This window comes from Haloglomus halophilum (genome assembly GCF_024298885.1).
In the GTDB taxonomy this organism is placed as follows: Archaea; Halobacteriota; Halobacteria; order Halobacteriales; family Haloarculaceae; genus Haloglomus; species Haloglomus halophilum.
In genome coordinates this window covers 1132361-1151055 of sequence record NZ_CP101166.1, presented here as the reverse complement: position 1 = coordinate 1151055, position 18695 = coordinate 1132361, and the positions used below count along the sequence as shown (strand labels likewise).

Annotated in this window: 19 protein-coding genes; 12 read left to right on the top strand and 7 right to left on the bottom strand. The window is 68.7% G+C overall.

The window, feature by feature from the left end:
• Nucleotides 1-104: 104 nt before the first annotated feature.
• The 5 genes from NL114_RS05675 (at nt 105) to NL114_RS05655 (ending at nt 5726) form a co-directional block, all read left to right on the top strand.
• Nucleotides 105-2144: a DEAD/DEAH box helicase gene (locus tag NL114_RS05675; RefSeq protein WP_254823828.1), complete on the top strand. Its 2040-nt coding sequence runs from the start codon at nt 105-107 to the stop codon at nt 2142-2144.
• Nucleotides 2145-2226: 82 nt separating this feature from the next.
• Nucleotides 2227-2547: a hypothetical protein gene (locus NL114_RS05670; protein ID WP_254823827.1), complete on the top strand. Its 321-nt coding sequence runs from the start codon at nt 2227-2229 to the stop codon at nt 2545-2547.
• A gap of 42 nt (nt 2548-2589) precedes the next feature.
• Entirely contained in the window at nt 2590-3000 is a 411-nt protein-coding gene (locus NL114_RS05665) for a hypothetical protein (RefSeq protein WP_254823826.1), read from the top strand.
• Nucleotides 3001-3411: 411 nt separating this feature from the next.
• A complete protein-coding gene (locus NL114_RS05660; protein ID WP_254823825.1) occupies nt 3412-4776 on the top strand; it encodes an MFS transporter in 1365 nt (454 codons plus the stop codon).
• Between the two features lie 38 nt (nt 4777-4814).
• Nucleotides 4815-5726 carry a DUF8155 domain-containing protein gene (locus NL114_RS05655; protein WP_254823824.1) on the top strand — a complete coding sequence of 304 codons (912 nt, stop codon included), beginning with the start codon at nt 4815-4817 and terminating at the stop codon, nt 5724-5726.
• A gap of 78 nt (nt 5727-5804) precedes the next feature.
• Here the strand turns inward: NL114_RS05655 and NL114_RS05650 are convergent, their stop codons facing one another.
• From NL114_RS05650 to NL114_RS05630, 5 genes are all read right to left on the bottom strand, one after another.
• Nucleotides 5805-5972: a hypothetical protein gene (locus tag NL114_RS05650; RefSeq protein WP_254823823.1), complete on the bottom strand. Its 168-nt coding sequence runs from the start codon at nt 5970-5972 to the stop codon at nt 5805-5807.
• A 116-nt stretch (nt 5973-6088) separates the two neighbouring features.
• The gene (locus tag NL114_RS05645) at nt 6089-7603 is read right to left on the bottom strand and encodes a sodium:solute symporter family transporter (RefSeq protein ID WP_350355400.1); all 1515 of its coding nucleotides are present in this window, start codon (nt 7601-7603) and stop codon (nt 6089-6091) included.
• 102 nt (nt 7604-7705) lie between these two features.
• Nucleotides 7706-8035, bottom strand: a complete 330-nt coding sequence (locus NL114_RS05640; RefSeq protein WP_254823821.1) for a DUF5783 family protein — start codon at nt 8033-8035, stop codon at nt 7706-7708.
• A gap of 44 nt (nt 8036-8079) precedes the next feature.
• A complete protein-coding gene (locus tag NL114_RS05635) occupies nt 8080-8433 on the bottom strand; it encodes a hypothetical protein (RefSeq protein WP_254823820.1) in 354 nt (117 codons plus the stop codon).
• A 58-nt stretch (nt 8434-8491) separates the two neighbouring features.
• Nucleotides 8492-9100, bottom strand: a complete 609-nt coding sequence (locus NL114_RS05630) for an undecaprenyl diphosphate synthase family protein (protein WP_254823819.1) — start codon at nt 9098-9100, stop codon at nt 8492-8494.
• 217 nt (nt 9101-9317) lie between these two features.
• On the opposite strand from NL114_RS05630, the gene NL114_RS05625 reads away from it, so the two are divergent.
• From NL114_RS05625 to NL114_RS05615, 3 genes are all read left to right on the top strand, one after another.
• Nucleotides 9318-11885: a PAS domain S-box protein gene (locus tag NL114_RS05625; RefSeq protein ID WP_254823818.1), complete on the top strand. Its 2568-nt coding sequence runs from the start codon at nt 9318-9320 to the stop codon at nt 11883-11885.
• A gap of 166 nt (nt 11886-12051) precedes the next feature.
• Nucleotides 12052-13389 (top strand): DUF92 domain-containing protein, encoded by a 1338-nt coding sequence (locus tag NL114_RS05620; protein WP_254823817.1) that lies wholly within the window; start codon nt 12052-12054, stop codon nt 13387-13389.
• A complete protein-coding gene (locus tag NL114_RS05615; protein ID WP_254823816.1) occupies nt 13386-13895 on the top strand; it encodes a GNAT family N-acetyltransferase in 510 nt (169 codons plus the stop codon). The genes NL114_RS05620 and NL114_RS05615 overlap by 4 nt, the downstream gene beginning before the upstream one ends.
• On the opposite strand, the gene dnaG is transcribed toward NL114_RS05615, so the two are convergent.
• Complete coding sequence (gene dnaG / locus NL114_RS05610; RefSeq protein WP_254823815.1) at nt 13872-15347, bottom strand: DNA primase DnaG; 1476 nt, start codon at nt 15345-15347, stop codon at nt 13872-13874. The two genes, NL114_RS05615 and dnaG, sit on opposite strands and share 24 nt — an antisense overlap.
• 256 nt (nt 15348-15603) lie before the next feature.
• Between dnaG and NL114_RS05605 the strand changes: the two genes are divergently transcribed.
• Nucleotides 15604-15951, top strand: a complete 348-nt coding sequence (locus tag NL114_RS05605) for a tRNA-binding protein (RefSeq protein WP_254823814.1) — start codon at nt 15604-15606, stop codon at nt 15949-15951.
• Between the two features lie 21 nt (nt 15952-15972).
• Here the strand turns inward: NL114_RS05605 and NL114_RS05600 are convergent, their stop codons facing one another.
• The gene (locus tag NL114_RS05600) at nt 15973-16122 is read right to left on the bottom strand and encodes a hypothetical protein (protein ID WP_254823813.1); all 150 of its coding nucleotides are present in this window, start codon (nt 16120-16122) and stop codon (nt 15973-15975) included.
• A 193-nt stretch (nt 16123-16315) separates the two neighbouring features.
• On the opposite strand from NL114_RS05600, the gene NL114_RS05595 reads away from it, so the two are divergent.
• The 3 genes from NL114_RS05595 to NL114_RS05585 all read left to right on the top strand — a co-directional run bounded on the left by NL114_RS05595 (nt 16316) and on the right by NL114_RS05585 (nt 18690).
• Nucleotides 16316-17329 carry a tyrosine-type recombinase/integrase gene (locus tag NL114_RS05595; protein ID WP_254823812.1) on the top strand — a complete coding sequence of 338 codons (1014 nt, stop codon included), beginning with the start codon at nt 16316-16318 and terminating at the stop codon, nt 17327-17329.
• Nucleotides 17330-17407: 78 nt separating this feature from the next.
• A complete protein-coding gene (locus NL114_RS05590; protein WP_254823811.1) occupies nt 17408-18286 on the top strand; it encodes a hypothetical protein in 879 nt (292 codons plus the stop codon).
• Nucleotides 18287-18336: 50 nt separating this feature from the next.
• Nucleotides 18337-18690, top strand: coding sequence for a hypothetical protein (locus NL114_RS05585; protein WP_254823810.1), 354 nt, complete (start codon nt 18337-18339; stop codon nt 18688-18690).
• The last annotated feature ends 5 nt before the right edge of the window (nt 18691-18695 follow it).

The window sequence follows — 18695 nt, the reverse complement described above, 5'->3', positions numbered from 1 at the left end:
TCGACAGGGTTCCGTCGGTAGCGGCGTTCAGAACCGCACTGTCAGAAGCTCACACGCCGTGCGGACTCCGAACGCTGAAATCCCCCCTTCCCCTACCGATAGCCGTGTCACAGCAGGTCGCGTCGGTGGATACGCTCTTCCTCCACCAGCGGGACGAGGACGACTTCACGGTCGCCGCCATCCGTGACGGCGAGCGCGTCTTCCGCGGGCGGCTCCAGCTGAAGGAGACCAGCGCGGGCGCCCGGCCGGGCCGGTTCCGAGTCCTTCGCGGGGACGACGAGGAGCCCCGCTCGCCGGACCAGTTCGTCGATATCGCCCGGCGAGCGACGCGCATCCGCATCTCCGAGCAGACCGCACCCGAAGCGCGCGAGCGGCTGCGCGAGCTGTTCGCCGGCTATCAACTCGACGACAAGACCAAGGCGGTACGGACCTGCCGGAAGTGCGCGAGCGCGGGCCGGTACTCCCCGCTCACGAGCGAGCGGCAGATCGAGACGGACAACGAGTACATCTGTCCGGACTGTGCGATGCGGGAGCTAGAGCGCGAGGCCGAGTACCGTGGGCTCCGGTCGGGTGCCCGCGACCGGCTGGAGGAACTGCTCCTCGACGTGGGCGACCTCGAACGCATCCGGAACCTCCTCTCGGGCAATCTGGACCCGGACCTGACGAAGTTCGACGAGATATCGGCGACCGTCGACGAGGTCGACCCCATCCCGGTGGACTCGCTCGGGCTCCATCCCGGGATGCAGTCGAAGCTGGAGGGGCGGTTCGACTCGCTGCTCCCGGTGCAGTCGCTCGCGGTCGCCAACGGCGCCACCGAGGGACAGGACCAGCTCGTCGTGAGCGCCACGGCGACCGGGAAGACCCTCGTCGGCGAGATGGCCGGCATCGACCGCGCGCTCAACGGGAAGGGGAAGATGCTGTTCCTCGTGCCCCTCGTGGCGCTGGCGAACCAGAAGTACGACGATTTCCAGGACGAGTACGGCGACGTGGTCGACGTGACCCTCCGGGTCGGGGCCTCCCGCGTCAACGACGACGGGGAACGCTTCGACCCCGGGGCCGATGTCATCGTCGGCACCTACGAGGGTATCGACCACGCGCTCCGGACGGGCCGGAACCTGGGGGAGATCGGGACCGTGGTCATCGACGAGGTCCACACGCTCGGCGAGGAGGAGCGCGGCCACCGGCTGGACGGCCTCATCTCGCGGCTGAAGTACTACACGGAGACGCGGAACCAGGACACGCAGTGGGTCTACCTCTCGGCGACGGTCGGCAACCCCGAATCGCTGGCGAGGTCGCTGCAGGCCACCCTCATCGAGTTCGAGGAGCGGCCGGTCCCCATCGAGCGCCACGTCACCTTCGCCGACGACCAGGAGAAGGTCGACATCGAGGACCGGCTGGTCAAGCGCGCGTTCGACACGAAATCGAGCAAGGGGTATCGCGGACAGACCATCATCTTCACCAACTCGCGGCGGCGGTGCCACGAGGTCTCGCGGCGGTTGCAGTACGATTCGGCGCCGTACCACGCCGGGCTCGATTACAAGCGCCGCAAGAAGGTCGAACGGCAGTTCGGCGACCAGGACCTCGCCGCGGTCGTCACGACGGCCGCGCTCGCAGCCGGGGTCGACTTCCCCGCCTCGCAGGTCATCTTCGACTCGCTGGCGATGGGCATCGAGTGGCTCTCCGTGCAGGAGTTCTCGCAGATGCTCGGGCGCGCAGGCCGGCCGGACTACCACGACAAGGGGACCGTCTACCTCCTCGTCGAGCCGGACGGCTCCTACCATAACTCCATGGAGATGACCGAAGACGAGGTGGCGTTCAAGCTCCTGAAGGGCGAGATGGAGCCGGTCGTGACGACCTACGACGAGGGTGCCGCCGTCGAGGAGACGCTGGCCAACCTCGTCGTGGGCGGCGACCAGTGCAAGCGGCTCAACGCCCGCATGGTCGGCGAGGTGCCGACGAAGCACGCCCTCGGGAAGCTGCTGGAGTACGACTTCATCAGCGGTCTCGAGCCGACCGATATGGGGCAGGTCGTCTGCCGGCACTTCCTCGCGCCCGACCAGGCGTTCACGATGCTGGATGGCATCCGGAAGGGTCGCGCGCCCGACCAGCTCGTCGCCGACATCGAGCTGATGGACGAGCACTGAGCTCGAGCGGTCGCCGCGCCATCGGCTGATTCTGCCCGCTGCTCGGGGACGGATTGAAACCCGTCCCGTCCCAAGGTCTGGTATGAAGCTCTGCCCGTGCAAGCGCAGCGACCGCGGCGCCCGCTACGGCGCACAGACCGGCGCGTACCTCGGGACCAAGGTCGGTTCGAAACACGGCGGCCCCTTCGCGACTGGGTTCAACGCCGGGCTCGGGGCCGCGCTGGGCTACGTCGGCGGCAGTCTGCTCGACAGCGCCAGGCAGCAGGCGAAACCGACGATCGTCCCGGACGGTGGCGAGGTCGTCGACGACGCGGCCCGGCCGACCGACGCGGCCGATGCGACCGGCGGGCCCGACGACGGCCCGACCGACATCCCGGTCACCGAGGGGTCGTTGTTCGAGTAGGCGAGCGCAAGGGCTTCGGCGCTCGCGCACGCACGTCGATTCGTGTCAGCGGACGCCGCCCCCGACCCGCCCGAGTCGTTCCGCGTCGCCGCCGAGCAGTGCGCCGACTACTGGGACGACTACCCGCTCGACTTCACGCCCCAATCGCTCCGCCACCTCGACTCGCTGGTCGACACGTACTACGGGCCCGAAGATGCGGCCGACGCCGCCGACAGCGACCCCGAGGCCCTGTCGGGCGTGGCCGTCCAGTTCGGGAGCTACTTCGGCGAGACGCTGGTTCGGAGCCACGACGGCGAGTGGCAGCAGGGTCGGCTGAACTGGTCGGTCGCACTGGAAGGGCCCGACGGCGAGGCCACCGTGAACGTCTTCGGCGTCGCCGCCGGCGCACTGGCCGAACCCGCCGCCTTCTACGAGACGTACCGCGAGGTCGCGAGCGAGATCGGACTGGTGTAGACACGTCTCCGGCCCGGGCCGTCCCGCTCGTGGTCCGTGACTCCATCACACGGCGGCACCAGAGATATATCGGATGCGGCTCTGCGTCCGCGTGAAGCGTTCTATGACCCACCGGTTCGCGTGTCGTCCGGTGTTCGATCCCCTCTCGCCGCCGGCCGCGCGGCGGGCCCGATAGCTGCAGCACCCGGGTTCGCCTCGCTACGTCCTGTAGCCGCAGTTCGTCGATCGAACACACACGCATATGTCGATCTTCGACGGGTCGCTGGCACACCGCCAGGCCCCGACCGACCACGACTCGCCGTCTGAACACGTATCGCCGGCCGACCACGTACCGCCGACCGAACAGCGGCATCGCCCGCCGTCGTCCGGGCCGCTCGACCCACCGGTACCGACCGACGGAGGTGGTTGTCGATGACCACGGCCGACACGGCCGAGCCCGCTGATACGGCCGAGCCGGTCGACACCGCCGACGCGGCCGGCACAGACGGGCAAGCACCGTCGCTGTGGCGGAACCGCGACTTCCGGCGGTTCTTCGCCGGCCAGTTCGTGACGAACGCGGGGGACAGCCTCTACTCCGTCGCCGTCCTCTGGCTCGTCTTCGAGCTCAGCGGCTCGACCGCGCTCACCGGCGTCGCGAGCGCGTTGCTGTTGCTCCCGTGGCTGCTGCAGGCGCTCGCCGGGCCGGTCGTGGACCGGCTCCCCCTCCGGCCCGTCCTCGTGGGGTCGCAGGTGGTGCAGGGGGTCGTCGTGCTCGTGCTCCCGGTCGCCGCGGTGACCGGGCAGTTGAGCGTCCCGCTCCTGCTCGCGGTCATCCCGGTGCTGACGCTCGCGACGCTGCCGATGGCGCCGATGCAGGCGACGCTCGTTCCTCGCATCGTGGACGACACGCGGCTCTCGCGGGCCAACTCCGCGCTCGCGACCGTCACGCTCGGGCTGGACATGGTGTTCGACGCGCTCGGCGGCGCCTTCATCGCCGTCTTCGGCGCGACGACGCTGTTCCTGCTCGATTCGGTGACGTTCGCCGTCGCCGGCCTGCTGTTCGCCGGAATCGCCATCCCGACCGTCGGCGCCGGTGACGGACCCTCCGGGCAGCACGCGGAGTCGACGGAGGCCGACGGGTCGATGCTCGGCTCGTACGTCGCCGACCTGCGGGAGGGGGTCGACGCCCTCCGGGGGACCGTCTTCGTCGAGCTGGTGCTCCTGACGGCGGTGGCCAACCTGGCGACCGGCGTGACGCTCGCGGTCCTGCCCGCGTTCGGTGACGGGCTCGGCGGCCCCGCGGTCTACGGCCTGCTACTCGGTGCATTAGGGGTCGGCCGACTGGTCGGCTCCCTCGTCGCGCCGTACCTCGAACGGGTCGCGTACGGCCGGCTGCTGCTCGTCGGCCACTCGCTGGGCGCCTGCTGCTGGCTCGCCGCGGCCTACGCGCCGTCGGCGTGGCTCACCGTCGTCCTGTTCGGCCTCGCGTGGGTGCCTGCGGGCACCAGCGGCGTGCTCACGGCGACGCTGAACCAGACGGTGTTCCCGGCCGACCGCCTCGGGCGCGTCTCCTCCATCAAGGGGACCGCCTCGGGCGCGACCCTGCCGCTCGGCTCGCTCGTCGGTGGCCTCGTCGGGGAGCTACTGGGCACCACGACGACGATGGGGCTGGCCGCGTTCGGGTTCGGGTTCACGGGGCTGTACGTCCTCGTGCGCCCGCGGCTCCGGCGGCTCCCCGCGGTCGCGGACGCCGACCCCGCGGCGTTCGACGTGTCGGCGTCGCCGGACGAGGCCTGACCCGACGCCGCTAAACGCCCGCCGCCCCAACGGCGGCCATGCCCACACTGGGGGACGCCATCCTCTCTCGCTACCCGCGGTTCTCGCTGTACAACTCCCCGTACCCGGCGCACGACCGCGGCTGTGCGGTCGACCTGTACCCCGACCGTGACGACGACCTGGCGCCCTCGCCGGTCGCGGGGACGGTCCTCGACATCCAGGAGCGCCGCGTCCCCGAGCAGGCGTACGCCGAGGCCACCGACACGGTCCTGCTGGTGGCGGTCGACGGCGAGGCGACGCCCGGACTCTCACTCGACGGGAACGAGTACGACGAGGAGTGGGTCGCCCGCATCCTCCACGTCGACCCGGCCGTCGCCCCGGGCGACCGCGTCGAGCCGGGGGAGCCGCTCGGACGGCTCGTCCGTTCCGGGTTCTTCGCGCCGTGGGTCGCCAACCACGTCCACCTCGAACTCCGGCATCGCGGTGCGGACCTCCTGCGTGCGCGTGGCTCCCCCCGGCTCGCGCTCGCCGATGAGGTCGGTATCGAGCCGGTCACGTGGAACGGGCACGGCACCGTCGTCGAGGCCGGTGAGACGTACGTCCGGCTGGACCGTCCCGCGCACCCGGGTGACGGCTGGGCGGCGCTCGCGAGCGACGAGGGGCGCCCGCTGGATGGGGGGCTCCGTCACTACACCGGCGGGGGTCGTTTCGGATCGAACGCGCCCGCAGCCGGCGGCCCGGACGACCCCGTCACCCTGCTCGGCCAGCGCGTCGGTATCGCCCGGGACCGGGATGTCCGCTGGGCCGACGTGGCCGTCCGGCTCGACGGCGAGCCGGTCACGGGCCTGTCGCTGTTCGTCGGCCGCGAGGAACTGGGTGCGAAGGTGGTCGCTCGCGGACACGACCACGCCATCGGCGATGAGGTGCGCGTGGATGTGGTGCCGACCGACGACGCAGTCCGGCTCGGATAATTGGCAAAAATCCAGAATAGTCTGATTAAATGTGAGGCAAAATGAATATAATCCGGGTCTACCTACTATTCTGGGCTCTCAATCGATGAGGCACTCCGTGGCCTCGATATCGCTGACCGACGCCAGTCCCGCCAGGACGCCCGCACATTCCTCGCACAGCGGCTCCGTGACCGTTCCACCGTTGTGGACCGAGTACGTGCAGATGAGGGTCGCAGCCCCGGAACAGTTCTCACAATCGTCGCTCACAACGTCTCTCCGGGTCGATAGGTGATGTATGCACGTACGATTCCCGACCCCCGGGAAACATCTCGGAACGGTCGCGGACCCCCGTGTCGGGGCGTCGTCCGGGGGTCGTGGGCGTCTCAGTCGTCGGCGGGGGCGGCCTCCTCCCGCTCACCGCTCCCCCCGTCCAGCGTCCGGATCTCCGTCGACAGTCGGCCGAGGTCGTAGTCCGCGGGTGCGACCTGCGTCGCGAGCGCCGCCAGTCCCAGCGAGACGACGGCCGCCCCGAGGAAGCTGTAGAGGAACGACGCTTCGGGGAGCGCGCTCGCGCCCGGGAGCCCCGCGAGGACGCCGCGGGCGGTGGGGAAGAACAGGAGGCCGACGAGGAGGCCCGCCACGCTGGAGACGAGCAAGCCTCCGCCGGACAGCCGCGGGGTGTAGAGCCCGGCCAGCAGCGGGCCGAACGTCGCCGCCGCCAGCAGGTCCGCCGTGAGGAAGATGGCCAGCACGCTGTACTCCTGTGCGCCGATGACCGTCGCAGCGAGCGCGACGACCGCGGTCAGCCCGCGGGCGGCCGCCGTGAGCCGGTCGCCCGAGGGGTCGTCCAGCAGCCGCGGCAGGTCCGACGTGACGAGACTCGCGATGGCGTTGAACAGCGTATCGGCCGAACTCGTCACCAGCAGCACGGCGACCAGCACGACGACCAGCACGACCCAGTCGGGGAACGACTGCTGGAGCAGGACGAAGAAGGCGATGGAGGCCTCGCCCTCCGCCAGCGCGCCCGTCCCGGCGGCGAAGACGCCGAACAGCCCCGCGAACAGCACCATCGGAATCACGAGCGCCGCGCCGAGGCCGAAGCCGCGCCGGAGCGAGGTGTCGTCCGCGGCGGCGTAGACCCGCTGCCACCACGCCTGGTTGACCAGTTCCGCGCCCACGACGGCGACCACGACGTAGACGCCGAACTGGAGCCCGGGGAGGAAGCCGAGGTCGAGGAGGTCCGGGTTCGAGGCGGCCGTCTCGCGGACGAGTTCGGCGGGCCCGCCGAGCGCGAAGACGGCACCCACGAAGCCGACGGCGATGAGCGGGAGCAGGACCGCCGTCTGCACCGTGTCGGTGACAATGCTGGCCCGGAGGCCGCCGTAGCCCGTGTACAGCAGGACGAACCCGCCGATGAGCGCGGCGGTCTGCCAGGCCGGGACGCCAGCGACCAGCGAGAGCGCCCCCGCGATGCCGGTGAACTCGGCCGCGAGGAAGACGAACATGTAGGCGACGCTCACGACGAGCACGTACGCGTAGGCGACCGGCCCGTACCGGACGTAGGCGTACTCGGTCAGCGAGTGGCCCTCCGGAATCAGTTCGCGGATGCGTGGCCCCAGCTTCACGTACGCCAGCAGCGCGAGCGCGCTCCCGAGCGCGTAGCCCGCGACGGCCGTGATGCCGCCGAACGCGGCCCCGGCCTCGGCCGGCGAGAACAGTATCCACGCGCCCATGCTCGACGCGAGGACGGTCGCGCCCATCCGGTAGCCGCCGACGCTGCCGCGCGCGCTGATGAACGACTCGACGCTCCCGTCGCCGCGGCTGTACCGGATGCCGATGGCCGCGAAGACGGCCAGCGTGACGACGGTCGCGCCCAGCGCGACCGTGCTGCTCACCACGACCGCTCACCTCGCTGGCTCGAATCGGGTGCCTGCATGCCCGACCGTCCGGTTCACGCTGGCTAAAATCTGGTGGTATAATCGAGTTATATCCTGCCGGGGTCACTCCTCCGCCGCGTCCGTGAACCCGAACTCCGTGCGCAGTTCGCGCTCGATACCGGCGACCAGGTCGTCGAGCACGGCCTCGAACTGCTCCCGGTCGCCCGGTTGCCCCGCCCGCTCGTACGGGTCGTCGGGGAGTTCGACGCGGAACTCGCCGTCGCCCTCGTAGAACGGCTCGCTCCCGGAGAGGACCCGGCGGTCGATAGGGCGCAGGATGCCGGAGTCGACCTCCCCGTGTAGCTCCTGATAGGCGGCCGTGTACGCCGACTCCAGTTCCTCGAAGTAGTGGACGTACTTGGCCTCGAACTTCTCGGGGTCGAACTCGGTCATGGGGCCGTCGAGGGAGGCCGTCGGGTAAACGGCTTCGCCTGTCGCTACCGGTGTACGTTGAACAGCGTCCAACTGGCGATTACCGCCGCACAGGAGGGCGCCGTGATGGCACCCAGGAGGGAATAGGACGCGAGCTTCACCAGTCCGTTGCGGTCCACTGGGAGGAGGTCGAATCCGAATGAGAAATTCCCGACAATGGCGGCCACACAGAACAGTGCAGTCAGTATCGTGAACCCGAACCCCGCGGCCGTCGCCAAGTAGATGGCTTCGCTGTGGTCGTCGCTTTCCTCGATGGACTGCTCTACACGCTCCTCCAATTCCCCGATGAGGAACGAGGATCCGGCGAAGACCAGCGTCGTCGCGGTGAGGAGTGAGGTGGCCGTGGTTACTGGGTCCATTGCTGACCGGCTCTCCCTGGGACGACTTCAGAGTTCCCGGATGCAGCTACTACCCCACCTACCGGCCGAACCGCCGCTGGCGCTCCTGGAAATCCCGGACTGCCCGGAGGTAGTCGCGGTAGCGGAAGTCCCGCCAGTTGACGTCCGTGAAGTAGAGTTCCGAGTAGACGGACTGCCAGATCATGAAATCGGAGAGGCGCTCTGCGCCGGTCTTCAGGACGACATCCGGCGGTTCGGGGAAGACGAGTCGGTCCTCGATGTCGGCCTCGGTGATGTCCTCGGGGTCGAGGTCGCCGGCCTGCACCTCCTCGGCGACGCCCCGGACGGCGGCGGCGAACTCGTCTCGGCCGCCCAGCCCCATCGAGACGCGGATGGGCGCGTCGGCCCGCTCCTCGTCGCCCGGGCCTCGGACCGCGACCTCGCGAGGGGCCTCGACCTCGTCGAACGCCCGACGTAGCGTCGGGACGGCGTCCTCGTCGATGACGCTCACGTAGACGGTGACGCGTTCGGCGCCGAGGTCGAACGCCCAGCCGAAGAAGTCCGCGAGCGTCCCGTAGGCCCCCGGCTCCAGCAGGTCCCGCTCGGTGATGACCAGCGCGACGTGAGCGGGCCGGTCGGCGTCGCTCATCCTGACCCGCGCCTCGAGATACCGGTCGTAGATGCCCACACCCGGGGGTAGCCACCGCCGGCCGTAAACCGTGTGCTTCCGGGTCGGAGTGATACGGTCGGGCGGCTCACACCCTGGCGCAGGGGACGGGCGCCGGACGTGGGGTGCGCCGGGCGTGGGATGCACCGGATGTGGGGCATCGGCCGTCCGTCCCCCGACTATGGGCCATCACTTATCCGTCAGCGCCGCTGATACCGACCAGTTTCCGAGGATTCGAATGAGCGCCATCGATGATACGGTTCACGTCCTCCACGTCGACGACGAGCCGGACCTGGCCGATCTGGTCGCGACGTATCTCGAACGCGAGGACGACCGGCTCACGGTCCGGACCGCGACGAGTGCCGACGAGGGGCTGGACGTGCTGGCCGCCCACGACATCGAGTGCATCGTCTCGGACTACGATATGCCCGGCCGGAACGGCATCGCGTTCCTCGAGGCGGTCCGGGGGGAGTTCCCCGACCTCCCGTTCATCCTCTACACCGGGAAGGGGAGCGAGGAGGTCGCGTCCGCGGCCATCTCGGCGGGCGTCACCGACTACCTCCAGAAGGAGAGCGGCATCGACCAGTACACCGTCCTCGCCAACCGGATCACCAACGCCGTCGAGTCGTACCGGTCACGGCGGGCGCTCGCCGAGCGGAACCGTGACCTGCGCCGGTACGAGCACATGATCAACTCGATGCAGGAGGCCGCCTGCATCTACGACGCGGACGGCCGGTTCGTGGTGGTGAACGAGTACCTGGCGGACTGGTACGACACGACACGGGAGGCGCTCGAAGGGGAGACGAGCAACCTCATCCCATCGATCCGGGAGCGGGGCGACGAGGACCCGTATCGGGCGCTCCTCGACGGGCGGCGCGAGCAGCTCTCCGGCGAGGTCGAGGCGGAGTTCCCCGGACACGGCTACGCCGTGCTGGAGTACCAGCTGACCCCGCTGCTGGTCGACGGCGCCGTCGAGGGGGTCGTCGGCGTCGCCCGCGATATCACCGACAGCAAGGAGCGCCAGGAGGAGCTCCACCGGAACGAGCGGGCGATGGACGAGGCGCCGGTCGGCATCACCATCTCCGACCCCACGCGGGAGGACAACCCGATCATCTACGCGAACGACCGGTTCGAGGAACTGACGGGGTACTCCGAGGCGGACGTCCGCGGGCGGAACTGTCGGCTCCTCCAGGGGGAGTACACCGACCCCGAGCCGGTCGCCGCGATGCGGGAGGCGATCGGCGAGGAACGCCGCGTGACGGTCGAGCTCCGGAACTACCGGAAGGACGGGACCGAGTTCTGGAACCGCGTCTCCATCGCCCCAGTGCGTGACGAGGACGGGACGGTCGTGAACTACGTCGGGTTCCAGCAGGACATCACCGACCGCAAGGAGCGCGAGCGCGAGCTCAGCCGGACCGAACGCCGCTATCAGGCGGTCTTCGACGACCCGAACATCCTCGTCGGGCTGCTCGACACGGACGGGACCGTGCTCGACATCAACCGGACCGCGATGGAGTACGTCGATGTCACGACGGACGAGCTCGTGGGCACGCCGTTCTGGGAGACGCCGTGGTTCGCCCATTCGGCGTCCGTCCAGGAGGAGGTCCGGGAGTGGATCGACCGCGCGCTGCGGGGCGAGTACGTCGAGTTCGAGGCCGATCTCGTGCGGCCCGACGGCGAGCCCTACACGATAGAGGGTGTGTTCAGACCGGTCACGGACGACGACGGGGATGTCGTCTCCCTCCTCATCTCGGACCGTGATGTCACCGAGCGGAAACAGCGGGAGCGCGAACTGGAGCAGTACGGCGCGTACCTCAAGGAGTCGACCGATATCATCACCGTGCTCGACGGGTCGGGGGTGATAGAGTACCAGAGCCCCGCCGTCGAACGGGTCCTGGGCTACGAGCAGTCAGAGCTGGTCGGCCAGGACGGGTTCGACCTCATCCATCCCGACGACGTGCCACGGATGCGTGCGGCGTTCACCGATCTCGTCTCCGACCCCGACTCCACGGTCACCGTCGAGTGTCGGTTCCGGGCGGCCGACGACGAGTGGCGCTGGCTCGAGGTCCACGGCACGAACCAGCTCGACCACGACGCCATCGGGGGCATCGTGACGAACAGCCGGGATATCACCGAGCGGGTCGAGCGCGAGCAGGCCGTCCAGCGGGAACGCGACCGGCTCGACGAGTTCGCCGGCGTCGTCAGCCACGACCTCCGGACCCCCCTGAACGTCGTCGAGGGCCGGCTGGAGATGGCGCGGGCGGAGTACGACAGCGAGCACCTGGACGCCATCGACACCGCGGTCGACCGGATGGGGCGCATCATCGAGGACGTGCTCTGGTTGGCCCGCAAGGGGCGGGAGGTCGGGTCGATGGACGCCGTCGCGGTCCAGGGCGTCGTCGACGCCGCGTGGGAGCTGGTTGCGGACGAGGCGGACCAGGCCGAGCTTCGCTTCGCCGACGAGAACCCCGCCGGAGTCACCATCGAGGCCGACCGCGACCGCCTCCGGCAGCTCATAGAGAACCTGCTGCGGAACGCGCTCGAACACGGCGGTGACGACGTGACCGTCACCGTCGGTACGCTGGACGACGGCTTCTATATCGAGGACGACGGTCCCGGTATCCCGGCGGCGGCGCGCGACGACGTGTTCGCCGCCGGCTACTCCACCGGTGAGGAGGGGACCGGCTTCGGCCTCACCATCGTCAAGCAGGTGGCCGACGCCCACGGCTGGGCGATCCGCGCCACCGAGGGCACAGACGGCGGCGCCCGGTTCGATATCACCGGCGTCACGTTCGTCGCGGAATAGCCGGCTGTCGGGGTCCGTCAGCCGCCGGTCGATGGGCAACCGCTTCGGCAGCTGGTCGGGAGGACCAGCCTGTTGTAAGGTGGTCCGTCGCACCCCTTTCGGAAGCTGGTGCGTCGCACCACCCCCTTCGGGAGCGTTAAGTGCGCGTCGCGGGAACGGGCGGGTCGTGACGGGGAACGTGCGGCGGGCGGGGGCGTACGCCCTCGTCGGCTCGCTGGCGCTGGTGGTGCCGGTACTCGCCGGACGGGGGCTCGACCCCCTGACCACCGCCGGTGCTGCGGCACTCCCCTTCGTCGCAGTCGGCCTGGCCGCGCTGTACGTCGTCGACGAGGGGCCGCTGTTCGACCTGCTGGCGCGTCCCGGCGACTACGAGGAGGGCCGGCTGTTCGGCCTCGCGGCCTTTGCCTTCGCCTGCGCGGGCCTCGCGCTGCTGGTCCCCCTCCGGCAGTTCGGCCTCCCGCCGACGGCGTTCGTCGGCAGCGTGGCCACCCTGGTCGTCGGGAACGTGACCGCCGAACTCGTCCGGCTCCGGACGACCGACCAGTTCGCCGTGACGACGGGGTTCACGCTCGGCGGGCTGGTGGCTGCGGTGGCGGCCTTCCTCGCCGTGGGCGAGATCGCCGGCGGCCGGCTCGCGCTCCCGCTCGTCGCCTTCCTCGCGGCGGTCGCCGCGCTCGCGGCGGCGCTCCTGCGGGCCGCGCTGTTCGAGCGTGACGACCCGCTCGTCCTCGTCTCCGTGGCACTGCTGCTGTGGGGCTTCCTCGAACTCGGCATCGCCGCGCCCACCGTACGCGTCGGCGTCGGTATCGGTGTCTCCGCGCTGCTGGGCTACGTCGCGTTCGCGCTCGGAACCGCCTCGCTCACCGGGATGCTGACGGGCGTGCTGCTGGCGCTGCTGGCCATCGTCCTCGGCGGCTACGGTTGGTTCGCGCTCCTGATAACGTTCTTCGGGCTCGGCGGCCTCTCCTCGAAGTTCCGCTACGAGGAGAAGGCCGCACGCGGCATCGCCGAGGACAACGAGGGCGCCCGCGGCGGTGGGAACGTCCTCGCCAACTCGGCGGTCGCGCTGGTCGCCGTGGTCCTGTTCGCGGCCTCCGCGCGGGTGGGGATGCCGCCCGAACTGTTCCGGTACGCGTTCGCGGGCAGCGTCGCCACCGCGATGGCCGACACGCTCTCCAGCGAGATCGGCGGGCTCTTCGACGAGCCGCGGCTGGTCACCACGTTCGAACGCGTCGAGCCCGGCACCGACGGCGCGGTCACCTGGCAGGGCCAGGTCGCGGGGCTCGCCGGGGCCGGCATCATCGCGGGCATCGCCGCGGTCTTCTTCGAGCTGGGTCCGGTCGCGGCCGGCATCGTCGTCGTGGGTGGGTTCGTCGGCACGCTCGCCGACAGCCTGCTCGGGGCCACGCTGGAGGGGCCGGTGCTCGGCAACCAGGGGGTCAACCTGCTCGCCACGCTCGCCGGCGCTATCGTCAGCGCGGCACTCGCGCTGGGACTGGTATGAGCGACGACCCCGACGCGCACGTGCCGGCGGCGGCCCCGACGGTTCGCGCCGCCCGGGACGAGGACCGCACGCGGCTGCTGACCATCCAGGCAGCGGCGTTCCCCGACCCACAGCGGACGCTACTGCGGAACGCCGTCCGCGCGGGACTCGCGCTGGTCGCGGTCGACGGCCCGGTCGCGTCCGGCGGCGTCGTCGCCGCCCCGGACCCGGTCGGTTACGCGCTGTTCACGGCCGACGAGGCGTCGGTGTACGTCGCGGAGCTGGCCGTGGCCCCGGGCCATCGGCGCCGGGGGCACGGCGGCCGGCTGCTGGCCGCGGTGGCCGCCCGTCACCCGGACCGCGAGCGACTGCGGCTCACCACCCGGGCCGACAACGAGGCCGCGCGGTCGTTCTACGCGTCGCTGGGCTTCCGTGCGGTCGAGGAACTGCCGGGGTACTACGGGGACGAGGACGCCGACGGCCCCGCCCCGGCCGACGGCGTGTTACTGGTCCGCGACCTCGAGTAGGTCGTCGATGGTGCGGACGCGGACGCCGGTCGGCCGCTTGACGAGGTCGCCGAGTGTGGACGCGACCACCTGGTCGACACCCCGCTGTGCGCACACGTCGAGGAGGCGCTGGCTCAGTTCGCCGTCGAGAACGACGGCGGTCGGAACCGGGTCGGCGTCCTCCACGCGGTCGAACGCCTCGTCGACGGGCGCGACCGCGACCGCTCCGAAATCCCGGTCGAGCAGCCGGACCTCGCCGGTACCGACGGCGGCCCGGACGTGCCCCCGGAGCGTCTCCGGTTCGTCGGTGTCGCTCTCTACCTCGGCCTCGGTGTCGTCGTCGGTCGCGTCTTCGGTGTCGGTCGTCGCTTCGGCGTCGGCAGCTTCCTCGCCGGCCACTCCTTCGCTGGCCGCCGAACCGGCGCCACTCGCCTCGTCCGTGTCCGGGCCGGCGGCGGGTGACTGGCCGACCTCGGTGGTCGCCCGCTCGTTCGCGGGTGGCCCCGTTTCGAGATCCGCCGGTGCCTCCGGAACCGACTCGTCCGGCGGGGACGGGGCTGTCGGCGGCGTGTCCGGGGCGGGCGTCGTGCCGGCCGCGTCGTCGCTGCCGGGGGCGGGCCGGCTCGACCCGTCCGTGGCGGCGACCTCGTGGGCCGCCCCGTCCGCGCGGTCGGCGATGGTCTCGTAGGGGACCTTGTCCCGGAGCGCGGCCATCACCTCGTGGCGCGAGAGGTCCTCGACGGACTGGCCCTCGGGGGCGAACGCGACGTAGTCGACCTCGCCGACCTGGACCAGTTCCTTCAGGATGAGGTCCCCACCGCGGTCGCCGTCGAGGAAGGCCGTGACGGTCCGGTGCCGGGTCAGGTCGGCCACCTTCTCGGGGACGTTCGTCCCCTCGACGGCGACGGCGTTCTTGATGCCGTAGCTCAGCAGCTGGGTCACGTCCGCGCGCCCCTCGACGACGATGACGGCGTCGCTATCGCCGACGTTGGGGCCGGCCGGGTAGCCCTCGTACTCGGCCATGTCCTCGACCCGGATGGAGCGGCGGACCTCCTCGACGAGTTCCTCCGAGGACATCATCGCGCCCTCGAACGCCTCGCCCAGCAGCTCCTTCGCCCGGTCGACGACCTCGCGGCGTTTGGCAGCCCGGACGTCCTCGATGCTGGTGACCTCGAGGTCGGCCCGGCAGGGCCCGACCCGGTCGATGGTCTCCAGCCCCGCGGCGAGGATGGCCGTCTCGACCTTGTCGAGGCTGGTGGCGATGGTCAGGTGGCCGAACGACTGGCCGCCCTCGGAGTCGATCTCGACGTCGATGCGGCCGACCTTCGAGGACTCCTGGAGGTCCCGGAGGTCGAGGTCGTCGCCCAGGAGGCCCTCGGTCTGGCCGAAGACCGCCCCGACGACGTCGTTCCGTTCGACCACTCCGTCGGCGCTGATGCGTGCGTGGATGAGGTACTTGGCTGTATCCGGCATGTGCGAACTGCCCCGGTGTGGGGCTGGTTGGTGAACCGCGTCTCGGCGAACCGCGTGTTGGTGAACCGCGTGCTGATGAACCGCTGGATGGTGATGCGCCCATGAGTGGCCCCATGTGCAACTGTTCGTCATGCACCGAACGCTTAAAAGGGTCGGCACGATGCCCTCGCCGCGAGAATCACGGCTCGTGGGTCCGAGGCCAGGCTCCCCTGCCGTCGCCCGAACGCTCTTGTGCCGACTCCGCGACGCCGCGGGCATGGGCATCGAGGAAGCGGATATCGACCCGGAGAGGTTCCTGGAGGACGTGGAGATGCGCATCGGCACCGTCCGTTCGGTCGCGGAGTTCCCGGAAGCGCGCAAGGACGTGTACAAACTGGAGGTCGACTTCGGCTCCGAGGTCCGCCAGTCGGCGGCCGGCCTGACGGACAACTACACGACGGCCGAACTGGAGGGTCGACAGGTCGTCGCCGTCGTCAACCTCGGGGCCGTCACCATCGCGGGGTTCGAATCGCAGTGTCTCGTGGTCGGCGTCGACGACGGGGACGGCGACGTGGTCCACCTGCAGCCGGAGCGGGAGGTGCCCGACGGGACCCGCGTCTACTGAGTCGGCGAGTCTGCCTCCCCGTCAGCCGCAGTCGGGGCACTCGAACACGACGGCGCTCGGGCCGTGCGAAACCCACTCCTTGTGGCTCCCGCAGTCCGTGCACACGCTGGCCCGTTCGCGGCGGGTCGACTCGTCGCCACAGCCACAGTTGACGCCGGGTGCGTCCTGCATACGCCCGCCATGTGGCTGGAGGTACGAGTACGTTCGTCAGACATCGGTCGAGCCGGCGCCCTCTCGACACCCGACGGCTTTTCACCCGGTCCGGCGAAGAATCGCCCATGCAGACGCACATCGTCCCGGTCGGGTTCGACTACGACCGGCTCGACGGTGTCGCTGCGCTCAGGCCGGGCTTCGGAGCCTGAGAATGCCAAATTCGCTCGAACCCATTTCGCCGGACGAAGCCGTACAGTTCTACCTCAACAATCGTCAGACCGAGTTGGCGGACGGAACGCTGGAGTCGTATCGGTACAAACTGACCCACTTCGTTGAGTGGTGCGAGGCCGACGGCATCGAGAACCTGAACGAACTCTCCGGGCGCGACATCCTCCGGTTCAAGCAGTCACGGCAAGACGACCTCGCTCCCGTCTCTCTGAAGGCGCAGATGGACGCACTCCGGGCGTTCATTCGCTTCGCGGAATCCATCGATGCGGTGGAACAGGACCTCCACAGCAAGGTGCTGTCTCCCTCTCTCGACCGCGGAGATCGGGAACGGGACGTGCTGGTTGAGGAGGAGCAGGCAGAGGCTGCTCTGGACTACTACCGCCAGTTCCACTACGCTTCCCGGCAGCACACTACGTTGACGCTGCTCTGGAAGTGCGGGGCACGGACCGGCACTCTCCGAGCCTTCGACCTCGGCGACTATGACCCCGAAAATGCACGACTGCTCGCCAAACATCGGGACGGAACACCGCTGAAGAACAAGCAGGACGGGGAACGTCTGATTGCGTTGAGTGACGACACCTGCCAGGTACTCAACGACTACATCCAGCATCATCGAGAGGACGTAATGGATGAAAACGGGCGGGACCCACTCCTGACGACAAAGCACGGCCGCGTCTCAAAGCCGACAATCCGGGCAACCTGCTACCGGGGGACCCACCCCTGCCGGTACAACGGAGGTCACTGCCCCCACGGACGCGACCCAGACGAGTGCCAGGCCCTGAACCCTCCCGAAAAGGCTCCATCAGTCTGCCCCTCAACGCGGAGTCCCCACGCTTGGCGTCGAGGCGCAATCACGTATCATCTCACCGAGGACGTACCCATCGAGGTCGTCAGCGACCGGATGAACGTCAGCCCGGACGTGCTGGAAGCCCACTATGACCGTCGCTCGGAGGAGGTGAAAGTCGAACAGCGGCGTGAGTACTTGGAGGGAGTGTAGGGGATTCTGGCTGTTTCCTCTCCGTTGAGGGGAGAGAACCGTGGCAGGTTTTTTCTTGATAGATGGTTTTCATACTATATGCTACAGAAAGCCAGGGACAAAATTCGAAACCTGCCCCTCCTCAACGTGGTCAGGCGGACGTGGACAGAAACGTCGATGCTCGAATTCGGTCTGCTGTTCGTCGCTCTACCTGCTCTCCTGGCCGCAATCGAAACGCTCCCACAGACCGTGCAGGACTCGCTGACCCTCCACATTGAGTCGCCTACCCTCTGGGGTGCGTATCTCTCGAACTTCGTCCACGGTGGAACCAGCCACCTTGTCGCGAACATCGCGAACTATGTCCTCCTGATGGCGGTCCTACTTTCCCTGGCGATCTACGCTAACTGGGAGCGCGAGCTGTACCTGACGACCATATTCTTCCTGACCGTACTGCCGCTGATTGTCTCAGCGTACTCGGTCTGGACGCTCCAGGGGTCAGGTGTCGTTCGAACCTACGGATTCTCTGGCATTGACGCGGCGTTTCTTGGTCTACTTCCTGTAGCGACTTTCGCGTTCCTGCGGCGAGAGGTAAGTTCGAACATTCGCCTTCACCACAGCTTGGTTCTCGTTGCGGTGGAAATGGCGCTGATACTCTTTGGCTGGGGAGGTCTATCGATTTCTGTTATCGGACTCTCTGTTCTGGCCATTCTCGGCACGGGTTTGCTCTACTGGGACACCCGAGGCGAGTGGGGAACCCTAATCGATACTCCAGAGTACCAGACACTGCTGTTCATCGCTATAGCCTTCTTCCTGATACTACCCTTCCAGAATCTGGTCAACGTTGAGACGGGGACGAATGTCTACGGCCACCTCATCGGATTCGTCGTGGGATTCCTGTTCCTATCCGTCCTTTCGCTCGTAATCGATCTCCGACGACAGGCTACGGAGATTCAGGAGGAGTTCGCGTTCACTCTGTGATTCACTCTGCTGAGGAGAGGACTTTTCGTGATAGAATCTCATCATAAAATATGGCGGAAGAACTGGCTTCCTTGCGAGAATTGGTCGAGCGATTGGGACCGGGAGACTACCTCGCGTGGCAAGCTGAAGGTGGGAAGGATACCGAACGGACTCGCCCGAAGACAGTACGCAATATAGACACAGAGGGCGAGGTATATCGGGTTGAAGCCAAAGGTGCTGGGAACGCAGAGGGCAGAGGCGACTACCACTTCACAGTGAATCGAAACGGGACCTGCGAAGCGTACTACCACGATGGGGATACCACCGAGGAGTTGGGGGAGTTAGTTTACGCTGAACTGACCGACACTGACGACTTGGTCACAATCAAGCGTGGATGGTACGATAGCAGACGTGGAGACAACTGACCCTC

Excerpts from the sequence above, each read along its gene's own strand:
- NL114_RS05655 (WP_254823824.1), top strand. The coding sequence starts at position 4,815 with ATGCCCACACTGGGGGACGCCATCCTCTCTCGCTACCCGCGGTTCTCG.
- NL114_RS05660 (WP_254823825.1), top strand. The coding sequence starts at position 3,412 with ATGACCACGGCCGACACGGCCGAGCCCGCTGATACGGCCGAGCCGGTC.
- NL114_RS05605 (WP_254823814.1), top strand. The coding sequence starts at position 15,604 with ATGGGCATCGAGGAAGCGGATATCGACCCGGAGAGGTTCCTGGAGGAC.
- NL114_RS05585 (WP_254823810.1), top strand. The coding sequence starts at position 18,337 with ATGGCGGAAGAACTGGCTTCCTTGCGAGAATTGGTCGAGCGATTGGGA.
- NL114_RS05640 (WP_254823821.1), bottom strand. The coding sequence starts at position 8,035 with ATGACCGAGTTCGACCCCGAGAAGTTCGAGGCCAAGTACGTCCACTAC.
- NL114_RS05590 (WP_254823811.1), top strand. The coding sequence starts at position 17,408 with ATGCTACAGAAAGCCAGGGACAAAATTCGAAACCTGCCCCTCCTCAAC.
- NL114_RS05615 (WP_254823816.1), top strand. The coding sequence starts at position 13,386 with ATGAGCGACGACCCCGACGCGCACGTGCCGGCGGCGGCCCCGACGGTT.
- NL114_RS05635 (WP_254823820.1), bottom strand. The coding sequence starts at position 8,433 with ATGGACCCAGTAACCACGGCCACCTCACTCCTCACCGCGACGACGCTG.
- dnaG (WP_254823815.1), bottom strand. The coding sequence starts at position 15,347 with ATGCCGGATACAGCCAAGTACCTCATCCACGCACGCATCAGCGCCGAC.
- NL114_RS05595 (WP_254823812.1), top strand. The coding sequence starts at position 16,316 with ATGCCAAATTCGCTCGAACCCATTTCGCCGGACGAAGCCGTACAGTTC.
- NL114_RS05600 (WP_254823813.1), bottom strand. The coding sequence starts at position 16,122 with ATGCAGGACGCACCCGGCGTCAACTGTGGCTGTGGCGACGAGTCGACC.
- NL114_RS05625 (WP_254823818.1), top strand. The coding sequence starts at position 9,318 with ATGAGCGCCATCGATGATACGGTTCACGTCCTCCACGTCGACGACGAG.
- NL114_RS05670 (WP_254823827.1), top strand. The coding sequence starts at position 2,227 with ATGAAGCTCTGCCCGTGCAAGCGCAGCGACCGCGGCGCCCGCTACGGC.